17 protein-coding genes are annotated in these 19,604 nt (G+C 70.5%); 14 read left to right on the top strand and 3 right to left on the bottom strand.

Features of this window, described 5'->3' with window-relative positions; all coding sequences use genetic code 11:
• The 5 genes from ACFWYW_RS03375 to ACFWYW_RS03395 all read left to right on the top strand — a co-directional run.
• Nucleotides 1-1,030, top strand: a 1,030-nt coding sequence (locus ACFWYW_RS03375; protein WP_379640896.1) for a chitinase, incomplete at its 5' end; no start/stop codon positions are given.
• Nucleotides 1,027-2,436, top strand: coding sequence for a carbohydrate-binding protein (locus ACFWYW_RS03380; RefSeq protein ID WP_379625902.1), 1,410 nt, complete (start codon nucleotides 1,027-1,029; stop codon nucleotides 2,434-2,436). The genes ACFWYW_RS03375 and ACFWYW_RS03380, both read left to right, overlap by 4 nt.
• A 3-nt stretch (nucleotides 2,437-2,439) precedes the next feature.
• Nucleotides 2,440-4,260 (top strand): chitinase, encoded by a 1,821-nt coding sequence (locus ACFWYW_RS03385; RefSeq protein WP_379625900.1) that lies wholly within the window; start codon nucleotides 2,440-2,442, stop codon nucleotides 4,258-4,260.
• 141 nt (nucleotides 4,261-4,401) lie between these two features.
• Nucleotides 4,402-5,337, top strand: a complete 936-nt coding sequence (locus tag ACFWYW_RS03390) for a S8 family peptidase (protein ID WP_379625898.1) — start codon at nucleotides 4,402-4,404, stop codon at nucleotides 5,335-5,337.
• 180 nt (nucleotides 5,338-5,517) lie between these two features.
• Nucleotides 5,518-6,909, top strand: coding sequence for a hypothetical protein (locus ACFWYW_RS03395; RefSeq protein ID WP_379625895.1), 1,392 nt, complete (start codon nucleotides 5,518-5,520; stop codon nucleotides 6,907-6,909).
• Here the strand turns inward: ACFWYW_RS03395 and erm are convergent.
• On the bottom strand, nucleotides 6,898-7,716 hold the full coding sequence (gene erm / locus ACFWYW_RS03400) for an ErmE/ErmH/ErmO/ErmR family 23S rRNA (adenine(2058)-N(6))-methyltransferase (protein WP_379625893.1): 819 nt from the start codon (nucleotides 7,714-7,716) through the stop codon (nucleotides 6,898-6,900). The two genes, ACFWYW_RS03395 and erm, sit on opposite strands and share 12 nt — an antisense overlap.
• 247 nt (nucleotides 7,717-7,963) lie before the next feature.
• Between erm and ACFWYW_RS03405 the strand changes: the two genes are divergently transcribed.
• The 9 genes from ACFWYW_RS03405 to ACFWYW_RS03445 all read left to right on the top strand — a co-directional run bounded on the left by ACFWYW_RS03405 (nucleotide 7,964) and on the right by ACFWYW_RS03445 (nucleotide 17,438).
• Nucleotides 7,964-9,025, top strand: a complete 1,062-nt coding sequence (locus ACFWYW_RS03405; protein ID WP_379625891.1) for an AAA family ATPase — start codon at nucleotides 7,964-7,966, stop codon at nucleotides 9,023-9,025.
• Nucleotides 9,022-10,821 carry a hypothetical protein gene (locus ACFWYW_RS03410; protein ID WP_379625889.1) on the top strand — a complete coding sequence of 600 codons (1,800 nt, stop codon included), beginning with the start codon at nucleotides 9,022-9,024 and terminating at the stop codon, nucleotides 10,819-10,821. Before ACFWYW_RS03405 ends, ACFWYW_RS03410 begins: the two co-directional genes overlap by 4 nt.
• A gap of 87 nt (nucleotides 10,822-10,908) precedes the next feature.
• The gene (locus tag ACFWYW_RS03415) at nucleotides 10,909-11,577 is read left to right on the top strand and encodes a response regulator transcription factor (RefSeq protein ID WP_184965426.1); all 669 of its coding nucleotides are present in this window, start codon (nucleotides 10,909-10,911) and stop codon (nucleotides 11,575-11,577) included.
• On the top strand, nucleotides 11,574-12,992 hold the full coding sequence (locus tag ACFWYW_RS03420; protein WP_379625886.1) for an ATP-binding protein: 1,419 nt from the start codon (nucleotides 11,574-11,576) through the stop codon (nucleotides 12,990-12,992). The genes ACFWYW_RS03415 and ACFWYW_RS03420 overlap by 4 nt, the downstream gene beginning before the upstream one ends.
• A 23-nt stretch (nucleotides 12,993-13,015) precedes the next feature.
• Nucleotides 13,016-13,534, top strand: coding sequence for a hypothetical protein (locus ACFWYW_RS03425; protein WP_379625884.1), 519 nt, complete (start codon nucleotides 13,016-13,018; stop codon nucleotides 13,532-13,534).
• On the top strand, nucleotides 13,531-14,565 hold the full coding sequence (locus tag ACFWYW_RS03430) for a peptidoglycan-binding protein (protein ID WP_379625882.1): 1,035 nt from the start codon (nucleotides 13,531-13,533) through the stop codon (nucleotides 14,563-14,565). Before ACFWYW_RS03425 ends, ACFWYW_RS03430 begins: the two co-directional genes overlap by 4 nt.
• The gene (locus ACFWYW_RS03435; protein WP_379625880.1) at nucleotides 14,562-15,215 is read left to right on the top strand and encodes an ABC transporter ATP-binding protein; all 654 of its coding nucleotides are present in this window, start codon (nucleotides 14,562-14,564) and stop codon (nucleotides 15,213-15,215) included. Before ACFWYW_RS03430 ends, ACFWYW_RS03435 begins: the two co-directional genes overlap by 4 nt.
• Nucleotides 15,212-16,408: an ABC transporter permease gene (locus ACFWYW_RS03440; protein ID WP_379625878.1), complete on the top strand. Its 1,197-nt coding sequence runs from the start codon at nucleotides 15,212-15,214 to the stop codon at nucleotides 16,406-16,408. The genes ACFWYW_RS03435 and ACFWYW_RS03440 overlap by 4 nt, the downstream gene beginning before the upstream one ends.
• 181 nt (nucleotides 16,409-16,589) lie before the next feature.
• On the top strand, nucleotides 16,590-17,438 hold the full coding sequence (locus tag ACFWYW_RS03445) for a hypothetical protein (protein ID WP_379625876.1): 849 nt from the start codon (nucleotides 16,590-16,592) through the stop codon (nucleotides 17,436-17,438).
• Between the two features lie 4 nt (nucleotides 17,439-17,442).
• Here ACFWYW_RS03445 and ACFWYW_RS03450 read toward each other — a convergent pair whose 3' ends face one another.
• The gene (locus ACFWYW_RS03450; protein WP_379625874.1) at nucleotides 17,443-18,162 is read right to left on the bottom strand and encodes a helix-turn-helix domain-containing protein; all 720 of its coding nucleotides are present in this window, start codon (nucleotides 18,160-18,162) and stop codon (nucleotides 17,443-17,445) included.
• Between the two features lie 31 nt (nucleotides 18,163-18,193).
• The gene (locus ACFWYW_RS03455; protein WP_379625871.1) at nucleotides 18,194-19,225 is read right to left on the bottom strand and encodes an AI-2E family transporter; all 1,032 of its coding nucleotides are present in this window, start codon (nucleotides 19,223-19,225) and stop codon (nucleotides 18,194-18,196) included.
• Between the last annotated feature and the right edge of the window lie 379 nt (nucleotides 19,226-19,604).

Consider the following 19,604-nt stretch of genomic DNA (forward strand, 5'->3'; position numbering starts at 1 on the left):
TACGAGTGCCACGATTTCGGGTTTGGGTACGTGTGAGTCGCACACGTACACGATCAAGGCCTACAACAGTGTGGGCGAGTCGACGGGGCGTGACGCCTCCGGCACCACCACCGGCTGCACCGGCGGCGGCCCGCTGCCCAAGCACTTCCTCACCGGCTACTGGCACAACTTCGTCAACCCGGCCACCGAGCTGCGGCTGTCGGCGGTGCCCAACGAGTACGACCTCGTCGCGATCGCCTTCGCCGAGGCCACCAGCACCCCCGGCCAGGTGACGTTCACGCTCGACCCGGGCCTCTCCAGCGCGCTCGGCGGCTACACCGACGCCCAGTTCCGCGCCGACGTGCAGGCCCTGCACCAGCGCGGCAAGAAGATCATCCTGAGCGTCGGCGGTGAGCTGGGACGCGTCCAGGTGGCCAGCTCCGCCGCGGCGACCCAGTTCGCCAACAGCGTCTGGGGCATCATGCAGAGCTACGGCTTCGACGGCGTGGACATCGACCTGGAGAACGGGCTCAACGCCACCTACATGGGCCAGGCGCTCAGGGAACTGCGCGCCAAGGCCGGCTCGAACCTCATCATCACGATGGCCCCGCAGACCATCGACATGCAGTCGACCGGGATGGAGTACTTCAAGCTCGCCCTGAACATCAAGGACATCCTCACGGTCGTCCACATGCAGTACTACAACTCCGGCAGCATGCTCGGCTGCGACCAGGCCCAGGCCTACTCGCAGGGGACGGTCAACTTCATGACCGCGCTCGCCTGCATCCAGCTCCAGAACGGCCTGCGCGCCGACCAGGTGGCACTCGGCCTGCCGGCCGGACCGGGCGCCGCGGGCGGCGGAGTCGTCAACCCGAGCCTGGTCAACCAGGCACTCGACTGCCTGTCCAAGCGCACCAACTGCGGCAGCTTCGTGCCCCCGCAGGCGTGGCCGGACATCAGGGGCGCGATGACCTGGTCCATCAACTGGGACGCCAGCAACAACTGGAACTTCTCCAAGACCGTCAAGCCGCACCTTCAGGGAATGCCATGAGACGCCTACTCGTCGCGCTGATCTCCGCGGCCGCCCTGCTGTTCGGGGGCCTGGCCGCGGCGACGACCGCGACCGCCGGCTCAGTCCGCACGATCGCGTTCTTCGCCGAATGGGCGCCCTACACCCAGTACGCCGTGGGCGCCGTCGTCACCTACCAGGGCACCTCCTACACCGCCATCCAGGGCCACACCTCGCTGCCCGGCTGGGAGCCGCCGCGCGTGCCCGCGCTGTGGAAGGCCGGCGGCAGCACCCCGCAGCCGGGCGTGCCCGGCCAGCCCGGCGCCATCAGCACCTCGGTCACCAACAACTCCATCTCGCTCAGCTGGGGCGCCTCCTCCGGTACGGTCACCGGCTACCGCGTCTACGAGGGCTCGACCCTGAAGACGACGGTCACCGGCACCAGCGCCACCATCTCCGGCCTGGGCACGTGCGAGTCGCACAGCTACACGGTCAAGGCCTACAACAACGTGGGCGAGTCCACCGGCCGTGACGCCGCCGCCACCACCTCCGGCTGCACCAACCCGGACCCGCCGGGCAAGATGGCCGGCGCGCCGTACCTCTACATGGGGTGGGGCAACCCGCCCGCGCCCGCGACCGTCATGAGCGCGACCGGGGTGAAGTCCTTCACCATGGCCTTCATCCTGGCCAGCGGCGGCTGCAACCCGGCGTGGGACGGCAACCGGCCGCTGACCGGCGGCGCCGACGCCCAGGCGATCTCGGCCATCAAGAACGCCGGCGGCAACGTGCAGATCTCCTTCGGCGGCTGGTCGGGCAACAAGCTCGGCCCCAACTGCTCCACGCCGCAGGCCTTCGCCGGCGCCGTACAGCAGGTCATCAACGCCGTCGGACCGGCCGTCGTGGACTTCGACATCGAGAACACCGACGAGTTCGAGAACTACACGGTGCAGGACCGCATCCTGAACGCCCTCAAGATCGTCAAGCAGAACAACCCGAGCGTGAAGATCGTGGTGACCTTCGGCACCACCAGGACCGGCCCGAACTCCCACGGCGTCCGCCTGATCAACCAGGCCAAGGCGCTCAGCGTGCCGATCGACAACTTCACGATCATGCCGTTCGACTTCGGCGGCTCCAACATGTACCAGGACACAGTCAACGCCTCCGAGGGCCTGAAGACCGCGCTGAAGAACGCCTACGGCTACACCGACGCGCAGGCCTACGCCCGCATGGGCATCTCCGGCATGAACGGCCTGTCCGACCAGCAGGAGCTCACCTCACCCGCCACCTGGACGCAGATCCGCGACTGGGCCAAGTCCAAGGGCCTGACCAGGCTGGCGTACTGGGCGGTCAACCGCGACCGGCCGTGCCCTGGCGGCGGCGTGCGCTCCGACTGCAGCGGCATCGCCCAGGCCGACTGGGAGTTCACCCGCATCACGGCGGGGTTCTAGGCCATGCGCCTTCGTCATATCGCGGCGGCCGCCGTGCTGGCCCTCGGCCTCACGGCGGTCTCCGCCCCGCCCGCTCTCGCCGCCAACATCCTGAGCAACCCGGGCTTCGAGAGCGACCTCGCGAGCTGGACCTGCACCGCCGCGTCCGGAGCCCAGGCGGTCACCACCCCGGTCCACTCGGGGTCCAAGGCGCTGCAGGCCACCCCGGCCGGCAGCGACACCGGACGCTGCCAGCAGGTGATCAGCGTCAAGCCCTCGTCCTCCTACACCCTGTCCGCCTGGGTGCGCGGCGGCTACGTCTTCCTCGGCGCCCTGGGCACCGGCACCACCGACGTCAGCACCTGGACGTCCTCGCCCTCGGCCTACCGCCAGCTGAGCACGACCTTCACCACCGGCGCGAGCACGACCAGCGTGACCGTCTACGTCAACAGCTGGTACGGCCAGGGCGCCTACCAGGCCGACGACGTGGTGCTCGACGGGCCGCCCGGCACCCCGCCGCCCGACGACACCACGCCGCCGACCGTCCCCGGCAACCTCGCCGTGGGCGGCGCCACCCAGAGCTCGCTGTCGGTGAGCTGGTCGGCCTCCACCGACAACTCCGGCACCATCGCCCGCTACGAGCTCTCCCGCGACGGCGCCGCCCCCACCTCCGTCACGGGCACCTCGACCACGGTGGGCGGCCTGACCGCGAAGACCACCTACCGCTTCAAGGTCCGCGCCTGCGACGGCTCGGGCAACTGCTCCGCCTACACCTCCGAGGTCCCCGGCACCACGACCGAGGGCGGCGGACCCGGCGGCCAGCTGCCCAAGCGGGTCATGGTCGGCTACCTGCACGCCTCCTTCGCCAACGGCTCCGGCTACATCCGGATGGCCGACGTCCCGAACGAGTGGGACGTCATCAACCTCGCCTTCGGCGAGCCGACCTCGGTGACCTCGGGCGACATCCGCTTCCGGCTCTGCCCGGCGGCCGAGTGCCCGAACGTCGAGCCGGAGGCGGACTTCATCGCCGCCATCCGGGCCAAGCAGGCCGCGGGCAAGAAGGTCCTCATCTCCATCGGCGGTCAGAACGGCCAGGTCCAGCTCACCAGCGCGGGCGCGCGTGACACGTTCGTCTCGTCGGTGAGCGCGATCATCGACCGCTACGGCCTGGACGGCCTCGACATCGACTTCGAAGGCCACTCCCTCTATCTCAACTCCGGGGACACCAACCTGAGCAACCCGACCACCCCGGTGATCGTCAACCTGATCTCCGCCCTCAGAACCCTCAAGGCGAAGTACGGCTCCCGCTTCGTGCTGACCATGGCGCCGGAGACCTTCTTCGTCCAGCTCGGCTACCAGTTCTACGGACCGGGCCCGAGCGGGTCCGCCGACCGGCGCGCCGCGTCCTACCTGCCGGTGATCCACGCGATGCGCGACGACCTGACGCTCCTGCACGTCCAGGACTACAACTCCGGGCCGATCATGGGCCTGGACAACCAGTACCACACGATGGGCACCCACGACTTCCACGTCGCGATGACCGACATGCTGCTCGCGGGCTTCCCCATCATGGGCAACACCGCCAACGTCTTCCCCGCGCTCCGCCAGGACCAGGTCGCCATCGGCCTGCCGGCGGCGCCGTGGGCGGGCAACGGCTTCACCACGGTGGCCGAGGTCCAGAAGGCCTTCGACTGCCTGGCCAAGGGCACGAACTGCGGGCCGTACCGGCCGCGTGGGGTCTATCCGAACCTGCGGGGGCTCATGACCTGGTCGATCAACTGGGACAAGTACAACTCCTTCGAGTTCTCCCGCAACCACCGGGCGTACCTCAACGCGCTCGGCTGAGACCCGGGAGGAGCGGGGCTGAGGCTCCTCGGGAGAGGTTTCCGGGTTACCTCCCCCGAGGCGCCTCACCTCGCTCCTCCCGCCTACCCCTTTAGGCGCTCTGTGTAGTCTTATCGGGACTTATCGTGAGCATCGGGGGGCATGATGAGGCGAGTTCTGACGCTCGCCGCGATCCTGGCGATCGTGGCGGGCTGCGCTTCGCCCGAGCCCGACCCGCTCGAACCCCAGCAGTGGGGCCTGCCGGCGATCAAGCTGCCCCAGGCCTGGACGCAGGAACAGGGCGACGGCGTGGTGATCGCGATCGTGGACACCGGGGTGGACACCGACCACCCCGACCTCAAGGACAAGATCGTCGATGGCTACGACTTCGTCGACGGCGACCAGGATCCCAAGGACCGCAACGGCCACGGCACCCACGTGGCCGGCATCGCCGCCGCCGTCACCCGCAACGGCATCGGCATCGCCGGCGCGGCCCCCGGCGCCATGATCATGCCGGTACGCGTCCTCGGCACCGTCGGATCGGGCGACCGGGCCACGATCGTCAAGGGCATCGTCTGGGCCGCCGACAACGGCGCCAAGGTGATCAACCTCAGCCTGGGCGAGACCGGCCTGCTGTCGCGGCTGCTCAAGGGCGGCACGCTCAACCCGGCCATCCTGCACGCCTACAGCAGGGGCGCGGTCGTCGTGGCCGCGGCGGGGAACGAGGGCACCGTCAAGCAGCCGTACAAGACGGCCACGCAGGTCCTGGTCGTCGGCGCCAGCGACCAGCAGGGCAAGCCCGCTGACTTCTCCAACTTCGGCGCGGAGGACGCCGTCACCGCCCCCGGCGTGCGCATCCTGTCCACGCTGCCGACCTACCCGACCCCGGAGACCCGCACGAACACCAGCGGGTACGGCCTGCTCGACGGCACCTCGATGGCGGCGCCGTACGTGGCGGGGTTGGCGGCGCTTCTGATCGGGCAGGGGAAGACCCCCGACCAGACCATGAGGGCCATCCGCCAGACCGCGCAGAACCCGACCAAGGACCTGCGCCTCGGCCTGGGCGTCGTCGACGCGCGGGCGGCGCTGGGCGGGTGAACGAGCTGAGAGTTTCCTGTGAATTTCCCGGCCGGAACAGCGCCTGGGCCGGGCGTCACCGCAGGTAAAAGGAGTGCACAAATGGTGTTGGTAAGCATACTTATCGAGTGTCATGTCTGACCGCGCATTCGACGACCCCGGTGGCAGCACCCTCCCGGGTACGGCAGGCTAGAGGCCGCCATGGAATACGCAGTCCTCACGGGGATAGTCCTCGTCGCCGGTGTCGTGCTCGCCCTTCTCGCCCAATGGCGTGACTGGAGACCATCCCTCGTCGTCGCGATCCTCGTGGGCGTGGCCGTACGGACGCTGCTGCTGTTCACCGCGGCCGACGACGCCTGGCAGCCGGTCGACTTCATGGAGAGCTTCAAGCCCGCGGGCGTGGCCATCCTGAACGGCCAGGACCCGGTCCTGGCCAGCGAGGGCGGCTGGCACTTCCTGCCGACGATCCCGTACGTCTACGGCTTCCTGCTCTGGCTGGGCATCCCGTGGGAGTTCGCCGGGCGCCTGGTCACGGTCGTGGCCGACATCGCGCTGATCCCGCTGGTGGCCAAGCTGTCCGGCGGCCCCAAGGCCAACCTGCGCGCGCTGCAGTACGCGCTCAACCCGCTGGCCCTGCTGGTCGCGGCCATCCACGGCCAGGTCGAGCCGGTCGCGCTGGCCTTCGGCGTGGCCGCGTTCGTGGTGGCCAGGGGGCCTGGCTCGCCGTACCGGGCGGGCGTCACGACCGAGGTGAGGGTGCGCCTGCGCCGCGGCGTGGCCGCCTACGGCTGGCGCAACGCGCTGGCCAGGGTGATCCGCCCCGGCGGCCTGCTGCACCGCTCGCTCATGCCGACCGGCGACGACCGCCACGACCTGCGGCGCGGCATGTTCGCCGGAGTGCTCATGGGCCTGGCGCTGTGCTCGAAGAGCTGGCCGATCTGGCTGATCCCGGGCATGCTGCTGCTCCTGCCCAACCTGCGGGCCAGGATCGTCTCGCTGTTCTTCACCGGCCTGGTGCCGGTGCTCTTCCTGCTCTCGCTGCCGTTCGTGGTGAACACCTCGCTCGGCCAGATCCGGGAAGCGATGTCCGTCATGGGGGACATCCGGCCGATCGTCGGCGACTGGGGCTGGGCCGCGCAGTTCAGCGACGGCAACTGGGAGCTGCGTCCCGACCTCGTCGTTCCCGGCACCTACCTGATCTACGCCACCATGGTCGCCTGCGTCCTGCTGTGGCGGCGGGCCGACCCGATCGACATGACCATCGCGATGCTGATCGCCTTCATGGTGGTCACGCCCCGGCTCGGCGCGCAGTACCTCATGTGGTTCATGCCGTTCCTGGTCGCCAGGCCCACCCGCTTCGCCTGGCCGGCGATCATCGGCTGCTCGGCCTGGGCCGCCTACGGCTACCTCTACATGACGCAGTTCGACGAGAACACCTGGTGGGCGCTGCACTCGGAGTGGGCGCTCGCCTCCATCGTGCTGCTGCCGATCCTGGTCATGGCGATGCCCTGGAACCGCCGTCATCCGACGGTCCCAGAGCTCGCCACCCCCGTGTCCGCACCCGCCGAGCGGCGGATGAAGTCAGCGGTGTAGCTCCCGGTAGACAGTGATCCACTGGTCGGGGTGGACGTAACCCACCACCGCGTCGCGCTCGACGCCCGCCCGCGTCAGGGCGGCGTCGACGCCCTGATAGCGGGTCTTCAGCGAGGCGCGCAGCGAGCCGCCCACCCCGGTGAACCCGAGCTCGACCATTTCATGCCAGGCCGCGGCATCCTCCACCAGCGGCTCAGGGCGCCGCTCGATGCGCAGGATGCCGGAGTCGACCGCGGGTATCGGCCGGAAGCTCTCCCGGCCGACCCGGCCGAGCAGCTCCCAGTGGAACCACGGCCAGCTCTCCACGGTGACCAGGCTCCACCTGCCGTAGTCGCCCGAGCGCTTGCGGGCGTACTCCAGCTGGGTGAGCAGGGTCGCCGAGGTCATCGTGCGCGCCCGCAGGCACCAGTCGACGATCTTCGATGTGATCGAGTACGGGATGTTGCCGACCACCGCGAACGGCTCCTTCGGCGGCCTGGCCTTGGTGAAGTCGCCCTTGACGATCGTCAGCCCGGTCCTGGCCCTGAGCTTGGCGGCCAGCAGCGGGTCGATCTCGTAGCCGACGACCTCCACGCCCTCCTGGCCCGCCAGGGCGCTGGTCAGCGCGCCCTCACCGGCGCCGGGTTCGAGAACGAGGCCGTGCGGCCGCGCGGCCTTCACGATCAGGTCGACGGCATGCCGATCGACCAGGAAGTTCTGCGAGAGCTCGCGCCGCGCCCTGTCTCTGGGCGTGCGACCGCCGCCGCCGGAGTTCCTGGCCTTCTTCTGAGTGTGGGAAAAGTTACCGTGTGCGAAGTTCTGCGCCACAGCTGCAGCCCTTTCGGGTCCTCGAGACGAATGGGATCTCGAAGGGCCCTGGGCGCGCTATTACGGACGCGCTGAGAAGTCGAGCAGTCCGCTAGCGAGCCAGAGCCCGGCTGCCGCGGATGCGGATGGTGTAGAAGCTGTAGAAGCCTGTGCAACACATGCCGACGACCCTACGAGGGCGGCGTGAACGCTCGCAACGCATTAAACGGGGTGCGCGGCCCCTGCCGGTTTCGCCACTCTTGTGGGCATGCAGGCAAACGTCACGGTCACCCCGGCACAGCTCCCCGAGCTGCTGCTGCACGTCGCCGTGGTGCGCCCCGTCTTTCTCTGGGGCGCACCGGGAATCGGCAAGAGCTCGCTCGTCCGCGAGTTCGCCGGCTCCCTGGGCCTGGAGTGTGTGACGTTGCTCGGCACCCAGCTCGCCCCCGAGGACCTCATCGGCGTCCCCGAACTCGTCGGCGGGCGCAGCCGCTTCGCGCCGCCGGAGTCGATCGCCAGGGACGAGCCCTACTGCCTGTTCCTCGACGAGCTCAACGCCTCCTCGCCCGAGGTGCAGAAGGCCTTCTACTCGCTGATCCTCGATCGCAGGATCGGCGCCTACGAGCTGCCCGCCGGCTCGGTCGTGATCGGCGCCGGCAACCGCGCCACCGACAACGCCCTGGCCAGGCCCATGGCCTCGGCGCTGATCAACCGGCTGGTCCACGTACACCTGCGCGCCAGCGCCGACGACTGGCTCAAGTGGGCGGCCGGAAGCGGCATCCACCCCTGGATCGTCGACTACCTCGTCCAGCGGCCCGACCACCTGTGGAGCGCGCCGCCGAAGACCGAGGAGGCCTTCTCCTCGCCGCGCGCCTGGCACATGCTCTCCGACGTCATCACCTCCTACGGCGACGACATCGAGGACGAGATCCTCGCCATGCTCGCCTTCGGCACCCTCACCGCCACCCACGCCTCGGCCTTCCGCGCCTACGTCAAGACCGTCCGCCACGCCTACGACCTCGACGCCGTCCTCAAGGGCGAGGCGCCCTGGCCGCGCCGGCCGGAGGAACGCGACCTGCTCTACTTCCTGTCCGAGACCTTCCGCGCCCGCCTGATCAAGGAACTGCCCGCCGACAAGCGCGGCGCCTCCAGCCGGGGCCGCGACCTGGCCTTCCGGGCCAAGACGCTGCTGGTCGAGCTGGCCGAGATCTCGCTGGAGTGCGCGCAGTTGGTCATCGCCAACGAGGCCGACGGCGCGCCCGCCCTGCCGACGTGGTTCCTCGTCGAGGTCGGCCGCGATCTGCCCCGGCTCTCCGCGGCGCGCTCATGAGGAAGAAGCAGAAACTCGACCCCTGGCGGCTGAAGGTGCACCAGGGCTGGAGCATGGTCACCGGGCACCCGCTGTTCGAGGTCTACCGCGCCACCCTTAACCCGGCCGACGACGGCGACCTGTCCAAGGAGACCTGGGCGACCGTTTCCGTCGAAGGCGACGTCCACCACCACCCGCACCGCAAGGCGGAGCCGGAGGAATGGGCGTGGATCTTCGCCCACCTCCTGCTCCACCTCGGCTTCGGCCACGCCGACCCGCGCAACTGCGCGCCCGCCGACATCGGCGCCGAGGTCGTGGCCTCCTGGCAGCGGTCCAACCTGCCCGACGTCGCCTACCAGGCCGCCTGCTGCGCGCACGTCGAACGTTTCCTGCGCACGCTGAAGCTGGGCCGCTGCCCCACGCCGCTGCCCGCCGAACTGCCGGCCGAGCCCGAGGTCACGCTCTCCGAGCGCTGGCGCAGGATCGGGCTGCCCCCTGAGTACGAGCCGCTCGGCCAGGCCGACTTCCTCATCGGCGACGAGGACCTCGCCAAGCACCTCGACCACGAACGCTCCTTCGCCATCGGCGTGGCCAGGACCGCCACCTCGGCCCTGGAGAAGGCCGGGACCCCGCGCACGACCGGGGACCAGCGCCCCGACGGCCCGTGGGACGTCGCGCTGCGCTGGTTCGTCTCCTCCTACCCGCTGCTCGGCGCGCTGGCCGCCGGGATGACCATCGTCGCCGACGCCGACCTGGCCCGCGGCTGGGACATCTCGGTCGCCGCGGTCAGCGCCGAGGCCGCGGAGATCTACGTCAACCCGCTGGCCGGCCTGTCCGTCGAGGAGTGGCGGTTCGTGCTGGCCCACGAGATGCTCCACGCCGCGCTGCGGCACGGGGAGCGGACGGGCGGGCGGGAGCCGTACGTCTGGAACATCGCCTGCGACTACGTGATCAACGGCTGGCTCGTCGAGATGGGCGTGGGGGAGATGCCGGAAGGGCTCCTGCACGACCCGTCGCTCGCGGGCCAGTCGGCCGAGGCGGTCTACGACCGGATCGTCACCGACCTGCGGCGGCTGCGCAAGCTGGCGACACTGCGCGGCCGCGGGCTCGGCGACGTGCTCGACCGCCCGCTGTGCGGCGCCAAGGGCTACGTGGATCTCGACGAGTACTACCGCAACGCGCTGGCCCAAGGCCTGGTCTACCACCAGACCAGCGGGCGCGGCTTCGTCCCCGCCGGGCTGGAGCAGGAGATCCGCGCGCTCGACCAGCCGCCGCTGCCGTGGGACGCGCGGCTGGCACGCTGGTTCGACGAGCACGTGCCGGCGGTGGACAAGCGCCGCTCGTACGCGCGCGCCTCCCGCCGCCAGTCCGCGACGCCCGACATCCCCCGCCCCGGCTGGGTACGTCCCGAGGAACTGGTCCGGCAGGCGACGTTCGGCGTCGTCCTGGACACCTCAGGCTCGATGGACGTGAAGATGCTCGGCAAGGCCCTGGGCGCGATCGCCTCCTACGCCATCGCCAGGGACGTGCCCCGCGCCCGCGTGGTCTTCTGCGACGCCGCCGCCTACGACGCGGGCTACCTGCCCGTGGAGGACATCGCCCAGCGGGTACGCGTACGCGGCCGGGGCGGCACGATCCTGCAACCCGGCGTGAACCTCCTGGAACGGGCGCCCGACTTCCCGCAGGACGGGCCGATCCTGCTCATCACCGACGGCCAGTGCGACGTGCTGCGGATCCGGCGCGAGCACGCGTTCCTGATCCCGCAGGGCGGGCACCTGCCCTTCCGCGCGCGGGGCCCGGTCTTCACCATGAAGTGATGCGCCCGCTGCTACTCCTCTGCCTCCTGCTGACCGCCTGTGCGGCCTTTGATGCTGCTTTGAGGTAGCCGAGGTAATGCTTGGCGCATGGACAGACCGGCCAAGGTGCTCGTGGTGGACGACGAGCCGAACATCCGCGCCTTGCTCTCGCAGACACTCCGGCTGGTCTCCTTCGAGGTCAGGACCGCCGAGAGCGGTGCGGAGGCGATCAGCGCCGCCCGCGACTTCGAGCCGGACATCGTGGTGCTCGACGTCATGCTGGGTGACTTCGACGGCTTCGAGGTCGCGCGGCGGCTCGGCGAGCGCATCCCGGTGCTGTTCCTGACCGCCCGCGACACCGTCGAGGACCGGGTGCAGGGCCTCACGCTGGGCGCCGACGACTACGTGGCCAAGCCGTTCAGCCTGGAGGAGGTCGTGCTGCGCATCCGCGCCATCCTGCGGCGCAGCCGCGGCGGCGGCCCGCCCGCCGAACTGCTCAGCTATGCCGACCTGGAGCTGGACACCGCCGCCCACGAGGTACGCCGCGCCGGAGCCCGCGTCGAGCTGTCGCCCACCGAGTTCAACCTGCTGGAGTACCTGCTGGCCAACGCCGGACGGGTGGTCAGCAAGGCCCAGATCCTCGACAGCGTCTGGCGCTACGACTTCGACGGCGACTCCAGCATCGTCGAGTCCTACGTCTACTACCTGCGCAAGAAGATCCCCGGCCTGATCCAGACCGTCCGCGGCGTCGGCTACACGCTCAGGAGCCCGCGATGAAGCGCTGGACGTTGCGCACCCGGCTGGTCGTCTCGATCCTGGCACTGACCACGCTCGCCCTCGTCCTCGCCAACGTCGTCGGCATCGCGCTGCTCCAGGGCATGCTCGTCCGCCGCGTGGACGAGCAGCTCGTCGCGGCCTCCACGACCATCGGGACCCGCATCCAGCAACCGCCGCCGATCAGGCCGCCGGCCCGCTACACGGCCGTGGACGTGAGCCTGGAACGGCTGCTCACCAAACGGGTGGCCCAGGTCTCCCGCATCATGATCTACACCAGGTCCGGCACGCTGAAGACCACCCTGCCCGCCACGAAGGACCCGGGCCCCGAGATCGACCGGCTCCGCTACGACGGCCCCTACACCGTGCCCGGCAGCGAGGGCGCCGGCTGGCGGGTGGTGGCGACCGCCGTCCCCATGGGCGACACGGTCGTCATCGGCACCTCCCTGGCCGACGTGGAGCAGACCCGCACCTCTCTCATCGCCATCGCCGTCGCCGTCAGCGCCGCCGTGCTGGTCCTGCTGGGCATGGCCGCGGATGTCCTGGTACGCCTCGGCCTGCGCCCCCTGACCCGCATGGAGAACACCGCTGCCCACATCTCCGGCGGCGACTTCGCCCGCCGCGTCCCCGACCCCGACCCGCACACCGAGCCGGGCCGCCTCGGCCTGGCCATGAACGTCATGCTCGACCGCGTCACCCACGAAATGGCCGCCAGAACCGCCTCCGAGGCCCGCATGCGCCGCTTCCTCGCCGACGCCTCCCACGAGCTGCGCACCCCCCTCACCTCGGTACGCGGCTTCGCCGAACTGCACCGGCGCGGCGGCGGCGACGCCGACGAGACCATGCGCCGCATCGAGGACGAGGCCACCAGGATGGGCGTGCTCGTCAACGACCTGCTCACGCTGGCCCAGCTCGACGAGGAACGCGCGCTCGAACGCGGCCGGGTCGACCTGCTGGAGGTCGCCGCCGACACCATCAGGGACGCCCGCGCCAGGGTGCCCGACCGGCAGGTCAGGCTGGCCGGGCTCGGCGACACGCTCGCCCCGGTCTCGCTGGCCGGAGACGAGGCCCGGCTGCGGCAGGTGGCCGCCAACCTCGTCGGCAACGCGCTGGCCCACACCCCGGCCGACGCCTCGGTGACGGTCCGCGTCGGGCGCGCCGACGGCATGGCCGTGCTGGAGGTGGCCGACACCGGGCCGGGGATCGACGAGCGGCACGTGCCGTACCTCTTCGACCGGCTCTACCGGGTCGGGCAGGGACGCTCGCGCGCGGACGGCGGCGCGGGACTGGGGCTGGCGATCGTCGCGGCCATCGTGCACGCGCACGGCGGCAGGGTCACGCTCGACACCGGCCCCGGCGAGGGCGCCAGGTTCCGCGTATTCCTACCTGCCTCCGAGGCGGCTCCCAGCCCGCTCTGATCCGAGCTGGCCACAGTCGGGCCATGACGCGAATCCTCATCGCCATCGGCGCCCTTGCCGTGATATCGGGCTGCGGCTCGCAACCGACCTCGGCGGGAGTGGCCTCGGTCGCTTCCGCGAAGCCCAGCGCGTCCGCGAGCGCCTCGGCCACAACGACCGCCGACCCGCAGGAACAGGCCAGGAAGTTCGCCCAGTGCATGCGGGACAACGGCATCGACATGCCCGACCCCGACCCCAACGCCAAGATGGGCGGCCTGAAGATCGACATCAAGGACGTCAACAAGGAGGCCTTCAAGAAGGCCTCCGAGGCGTGCAAGCAGTACCGGCCCTTCCGCGACCGCGCCGACCTCAGCCCCGAGGACCTGGAACGGCTGCGCGGCTACGCCGCCTGCATGCGCGAGAACGGCGTCGACATGCCCGACCCCGACCCCAACGGCGGCTTCGGCGGCAAACGCCCCGCGCTCAACGCCGACGACCCCGCGTTCAAGAAGGCGGTCGAGGCCTGCCGCGCCAAGTTCCCGCAGCTCGGGGTCCGCAAGTGAGGGCCCTGCGCGCCGTCGCCTGGACGGGTGGCGCGGCCCTGCTGGCCGCCGCGGTGGCCGCCGCCGCGATCGGCTTCGGCGGCGACGGATCCGGTACGGCCATAGCCGCCCGCACCGCCCCCGCCACCGCCAAGGTCACCCGCACGACGCTGACCGAGACCAAGACCGTCGACGGATCACTCGGCTACGGCTCCACCGCCGACATCAGCGCACGCGGCCAGGGCACCATCACCTGGCTGCCCAAGGAGGGCGACACCATCACCCGCGGCAAGGCCGTCTACAGCGTGGACGCCGACCGGGTCCCGCTCCTGTACGGCTCGATGCCGCTCTACCGCACCCTCCAGGACGGCGTCGAGGGCATGGACGTCGAGCTGCTGGAGCGCAACCTCGCCAAACTCGGCTACGACGGCTTCGACGTGGACGGCGAGTACACCTGGGCCACCCGCGAGGCCGTCGAGGACTGGCAGGACGACATCGGCGTCCCCGTCACCGGCACGGTCGAGCCCGAGGACGTCGTCGTGGCAGACGGCCCGCTGCGCGTCGACAAGCTCAAGACCGCGCCCGGCGCCGCGGCCGGCGGCCCCGTCCTGACCTCCACGGGCACCACCCGCGAGGTGCTGGTCGACCTCGACGTGGCCGACCGCCACCTGCTCAAGAAGGGCATGAAGGCCACCGTCGAGCTGCCCGACGGCACCGAGGCGCGGGGCAAGATCTCCAGCATCGGCAAGACCGCCACCACGACCGGCGAGGGCCAGGAGGCCGCCACGACCGTCGAGGTCACGGTCGCGGTGAGCGGGGTCAAGGGGTTCGACACCGGGCCGGTGAAGGTCACCGTCGTGTCCGGTCAGCGCGAGGACGTGCTGGCCGTACCGGTGGGGGCGCTGTTCGCCCTCGCCGAGGGCGGCTACGGCGTGCAGGTCGTCGAGGGCGCCTCGACCCGATACGCGGCGGTGGAAGCCGGCCTGTTCGCCGACGGCAAGGTCGAGGTCACCGGCGTGGACGAGGGAACCACCGTGGCGGTGCCCAAGTGATCGCCGAGCTGCACGAGGTCAGCAAGGACTACGGCGAGGTCCAGGCGCTGCGCGGCGTCACCCTGGGCATCGGCGCGGGAGAACTGCTCGGCATCGTCGGCCCCTCCGGCTCCGGCAAGTCGACCATGCTCAACATGATCGGCACCCTCGACCGGCCCTCCGGCGGCACCGTGCGCATCGCCGGGCACGACGTCTCGCAGCTCAACGACCGGGCGCTGTCCGCGCTGCGCGCCCAGACGATCGGCTTCGTCTTCCAGCAGTTCCACCTGGCCGCGGGGGTGCCCGCCCTCGACAACGTCGCCGACGGGCTGCTCTACTCCGGCCCCGCCCTGCGCGAGCGGCGGCGGCGCGCAGGGGACGCGCTGGAGCGGGTCGGGCTCGGGCACCGGCTCGGCCACCGCCCCCACCAGCTGTCCGGCGGGGAGAAGCAGCGGGTGGCGATCGCCCGCGCGGTCGTCGGCGGCCCGTCGCTGCTGCTGGCCGACGAGCCCACCGGCAACCTCGACTCCCGCTCCGGCGCCGGCGTCATGGACCTGCTGCGCGAGCTCAACGACGCCGGGACCACCGTCGTGATCATCACCCACGACCGCGACATCGCCGCCTCCCTGCCCCGGCAGGTCGAGATGCTCGACGGCAAGGTGATCGCATGACCGCCCTCGTCCCGGCCAGGATGCACGCCCGCGACGTCGTACGGGTCGGCGGCGCCGGGCTGCGCGCCCGGCCGCTGCGCGTCTTCCTGTCGGCGCTCGGCATCGCCATCGGCATCGCCGCCATGCTCGGCGTCGTCGGCATCTCCGCCTCCAGCCAGGAGGACCTCAACCGGCAACTGGCCGCGCTCGGGACCAACCTGCTCAAGGTCTCGCCCGGCCAGACCATGTTCGGCGACAGCTCCCACCTGCCCACCGAGGCCGAAGGCATGATCGGGCAGATCCCCCCGGTCACCTCCGTCACCGCCACCGGCACCACGACCGCCCACGTCTACCGCAACGAGCGCATCCCCGAAGGACAGACCGGCAGCGTCTCGGTCACCGCCGCCAGGCTCGACCTCATCGGCGACGTCGGCGCCCAGGTGGTCAGCGGCGCGTGGCTGAACGAGGCCACCCAGCGCTACCCGGCCACCGTGCTCGGCGCCAAGGCCGCCGACCGGCTCGGCGTCGTCGAAGCCGGGCCCGACCAGCGCGTATGGCTCGGCGGGCAGTGGTTCACCGTGGTCGGCGTACTCGGCCCGGCGCCGCTCGCCCCCGAGGTGGACACCGCCGCCCTCGTCGGCTGGCCGGTCGCCGAGGAACGGCTCGGCTTCGACGGCTACCCCACGACCGTCTACGCCCGCTCGCACGAACAGTCGGTCACCGCCGTACGCGACGTGCTCGCCGCCACCGCCAACCCCGCCCACCCCGACGAGGTCGAGGTCTCCAGGCCCTCGGACGTGCTGGCCGCCAAGCAGGCCACCGACGCCACCCTGAACGCGCTGCTGCTCGGGCTCGGCGGCGTCGCCCTCCTCGTCGGCGGCGTCGGCGTGGCCAACACCATGGTCATCTCGGTGCTCGAACGCCGGGCCGAGATCGGGCTGCGCCGCTCGCTCGGCGCCACCCGGGGGAAGATCAGACTGCAGTTCCTCGCCGAGTCGCTGCTGCTGTCGGCCATCGGCGGCGTCGGCGGCGTGGTGCTCGGCATCGGCGTGACCTCGCTGTACGCGACCTTCCAGGGCTGGCCGTCGATCGTGCCCGTCTGGGCGATGGCCGGCGGGATCGTGGCCACGCTGGTCATCGGCGGGCTGGCCGGGTTCTACCCCGCCGTGCGCGCCGCGCGCATGTCGCCGACGGAGGCGCTAGCCACGACCTGACGACTCCCACTCGACCACGCCCTTCCTGACCACCGGACGCCGGCCGCGCAGGGCCCGGCCCGTCTCCAGCGCACCGGCCAGGTCCTTGAGCTGACCCGGTCGCCGACCTGGAAGATCACGCAGATGGTCCTGTCCGATTCCTTCAAGAATCCATGGCGACGGCCCCGATAACGTGAGCGGCATGGACATCGTGCGCAGCGCCGCGACATACATACAGCTCAACGCCCGGCTCCTCGACCGCTACCGGTTCGAGGCGCTGTTCGCCGACGGCGACCGGCGACGGGTTCTGGACGTCCTGCGCGCCTACCAGAACCACGACGGCGGCTTCGGCAACGCACTCGAACCCGACCTGCGCGGCCCCGGCAGCCAGCCGGAGCCCGTAGAGGTCGCCTTCCACATCCTCGACGAGCTCGACGCCTTCGACGACTCCATGGTCAACGGCGCCTGCGCGTACCTGGGCGGCGTGTGCACCCCGGACGGCGGCCTGCCGTTCGTGCTGCCCAGCGTGCGTGACACGCCCAGGGCCCCCTGGTGGCAGACCGACGACGACCCGCCCGGGAACCTCGTGCCCACCGCGTCCATCGCCGGGCTCCTGCACAAGCACGGCGTGCGGCACCCGTGGCTGGCGCGGGCCACCGACTTCTGCTGGTCCGCCATCGCCGCCATCAAGGACCAGACCACCCCGTACGAGGCGCGGGCCGTGGTGCTCTTCCTCGAACTGGCCTCCGACCGGGAGCGGGCGGAGGCGGAGTTCGGGCGGCTCAAGGAGGTCATCCTGGCCACCGTCGCGCTCGACCCCGACGCGCCGGGGGACGCGCACTTCCCGCTGGACTTCGCGCCGGAGCCGATGCGGTTGCCGCTGTTCGCCCCCGACGTGATCGAGCGCCACCTGGACGCGCTGATCGGGCAGCAGAAGGATGGCGGGTGGGGGTTCAACTGGCCGGCTTGGACGCCTGCCGTACAGACTGAGTGGGGTGGTCACATCACGGTCGAGCGGCTCAAGACGCTGCGCGCCTACGGCCGGATCTGACGCTTCAGGCGAGCAATGTCCCCATCGTGACGCCGCTCAGCCGTTTGACGTCGTTGGCCAGGTGCGCCTGGTCGGCGTAGCCGCTCGCGAACGCCACCTCGGCCAGCGGCCGGCCCGCGCGGGCCATCCGGAGCGCGCGCTGGAAACGGACGATGCGCTGCAGGATCTTGGGGGAGTAGCCGAAACTGGCCAGGCTCCTGCGGTGGAGCTGGCGCTCGCTGTACCCCAGCTCCCAGGCGACCTCGCGCACCGACCGTCCCGCCCGCAGAGCGGTGGCGATCGCGGGCGCCGCCGCGTCGGGCGCGGGCGTCTCGCCCCACCGCTCCGTCACGGCCCTGACCATCTCCCGCCGCACCGCAGCCCGCACTTCCGGCGACTCTCCGGTACGCCCGCCCGGACCGAGCCGCGCCGCCAGATCGTCCATGACCCCGCCGAGCGCGGTGACGGGGACGCGCTGGTCGCGCAGCTCCTCCAGGGGTACGCCGAACAGCCCGCCGGTGGCCCCGGGATGAAAGCGGACACCCACGTAGACGTCGCCCGCGCGCATCGGCGTCGGCATCGGGCCGGTGTCGGGACCGGCCACGTGCAGGCCGCCGGGACCCCAGATCAGGTCGACGGCGGCGTCGGGCACCACGAGCTGGGAGCCGTCCGACTCCGCGACCTGTTCCCACAGCCAGGAGATCCGGCCGGCCAGCCGGGCGTGTGGCGCGCGTTCTGTGTACATGGCGTCAGGGAGAACACCTCCGTCGTTCGGGTTATGCCTTGCCCGAGATGAGGGCGCCCGCCCATTTCGCGCTCGGGTCGCTGTCGATCAGGAGCGCCTTCGTCAGGAGGCTGAGCGGGATCGCCAGCAACGCGCCGAGCGGGCCCAGCACGAACGTCCACACGATCAGCGACAACAACGTCATCGTGGTGGACAGTCCCACCGCGTCGCCCAGGTACTTGGGCAGCACCAGCCCCTGGAAGACGACGTTGATCACGCAGTAGGCGGCGATGACCAGGAGCATCTGCTTGGGCCCGCCGTCCAGGAGGGCGAGCATGCTCGGCGGGATGAGCCCGAGGACGAAGCCGATGTTCGGGATGTAGGTGGTGATGAGCGCGAGCACGCCCCACAGCAGCGGCAGCGGGACACCCAGCAGATACAGGGCGATGACATCGCAGGTGGCGCAGATGATCCCGAAGACGGTGGAGACGATGAGGTAGCGCCGCGTCTTGCCGGCGAAGGTCTCGAGGGCGGTGATGATTCCCGGGCGCTCGCCGCGTACCGAATCCAGGATCTTCGCCGTGATCGGCGCGTCCAGCGACATCGCCAGCAGAAGCACCACGATCAGAAACAGACCCGACAGCACCCCGACCAGGCTGGACAGCAACACCTGAGCCGCACCGAGCAGCTTGCCCGGATCGAACGACTGCAGCGCCTTGCTGAGCTGCTCGTTCCCGAACCCGTACTCGGCGGCGAAACGCTGCGCCTGGTTGAGCAGCCCCTGGAACTGGTCGGTGTAGGAGGGCAACAGCCCGGCGAGCTGCGTGACCGAGACGGTCAGCACCGCGACCATGGCCAGCACCACAAGCACCACGATGAGGAACGGCACCGCCACCTGGACCCAGACGGGCGCCCGCTTGCCGGCCAGCCATCCCCGCACAGGAGACACGGCGATGACAAGGACCAGGGCGAGCACCATGGGGCCGACGATCGAGGCGACCTCCCGCAGCCCGAAAAGCACGATCAGTGCGCAGGCGGTGCCCAGCAGCACGATGATCGCGCGGGGTGTCGATCGCTCGCTCACGTATGGGGTACTACCCCCACGATCCCCACCACACCGACACATCTCGTTGATTTGACGGTTCCGGGAGACGTACATAGAGTTCACCAGTCCCACGGGAACGGCCAAGATCGCCGAACCCGGACGGACACCCCCGATTCGACAAGCTCCGGAAGTCGGAGTAAGTTAGAGGGGTTGCCCCGGAGACGGGGTGGTCGAAATTCCCGCAGGTCAGCCCGCGAGTGTCAATTTGACACCAAGCGGACCGGCTGAAAGAATTAAGACACAACGAAATGAGCCGCTGGAAAACGCGTCCGTTTCTTGAGAACTCAACAGTGTGTTAAAAGCCAGTGCATGAAGTATTTCATGCAACACCTCGTCTGGAATATGATGAGTTTTTGCT

It is taken from the genome of Nonomuraea sp. NPDC059023, assembly GCF_042740095.1.
Lineage (GTDB): Bacteria > Actinomycetota > Actinomycetes > Streptosporangiales > Streptosporangiaceae > Nonomuraea.

Excerpts from the sequence above, each read along its gene's own strand:
- ACFWYW_RS03450 (WP_379625874.1), bottom strand. The coding sequence starts at position 18,162 with ATGTACACAGAACGCGCGCCACACGCCCGGCTGGCCGGCCGGATCTCC.
- ACFWYW_RS03440 (WP_379625878.1), top strand. The coding sequence starts at position 15,212 with ATGACCGCCCTCGTCCCGGCCAGGATGCACGCCCGCGACGTCGTACGG.
- ACFWYW_RS03410 (WP_379625889.1), top strand. The coding sequence starts at position 9,022 with ATGAGGAAGAAGCAGAAACTCGACCCCTGGCGGCTGAAGGTGCACCAG.
- ACFWYW_RS03390 (WP_379625898.1), top strand. The coding sequence starts at position 4,402 with ATGATGAGGCGAGTTCTGACGCTCGCCGCGATCCTGGCGATCGTGGCG.
- ACFWYW_RS03395 (WP_379625895.1), top strand. The coding sequence starts at position 5,518 with ATGGAATACGCAGTCCTCACGGGGATAGTCCTCGTCGCCGGTGTCGTG.
- ACFWYW_RS03425 (WP_379625884.1), top strand. The coding sequence starts at position 13,016 with ATGACGCGAATCCTCATCGCCATCGGCGCCCTTGCCGTGATATCGGGC.
- ACFWYW_RS03445 (WP_379625876.1), top strand. The coding sequence starts at position 16,590 with ATGGACATCGTGCGCAGCGCCGCGACATACATACAGCTCAACGCCCGG.
- ACFWYW_RS03385 (WP_379625900.1), top strand. The coding sequence starts at position 2,440 with ATGCGCCTTCGTCATATCGCGGCGGCCGCCGTGCTGGCCCTCGGCCTC.
- ACFWYW_RS03380 (WP_379625902.1), top strand. The coding sequence starts at position 1,027 with ATGAGACGCCTACTCGTCGCGCTGATCTCCGCGGCCGCCCTGCTGTTC.
- ACFWYW_RS03420 (WP_379625886.1), top strand. The coding sequence starts at position 11,574 with ATGAAGCGCTGGACGTTGCGCACCCGGCTGGTCGTCTCGATCCTGGCA.
- ACFWYW_RS03415 (WP_184965426.1), top strand. The coding sequence starts at position 10,909 with ATGGACAGACCGGCCAAGGTGCTCGTGGTGGACGACGAGCCGAACATC.
- ACFWYW_RS03405 (WP_379625891.1), top strand. The coding sequence starts at position 7,964 with ATGCAGGCAAACGTCACGGTCACCCCGGCACAGCTCCCCGAGCTGCTG.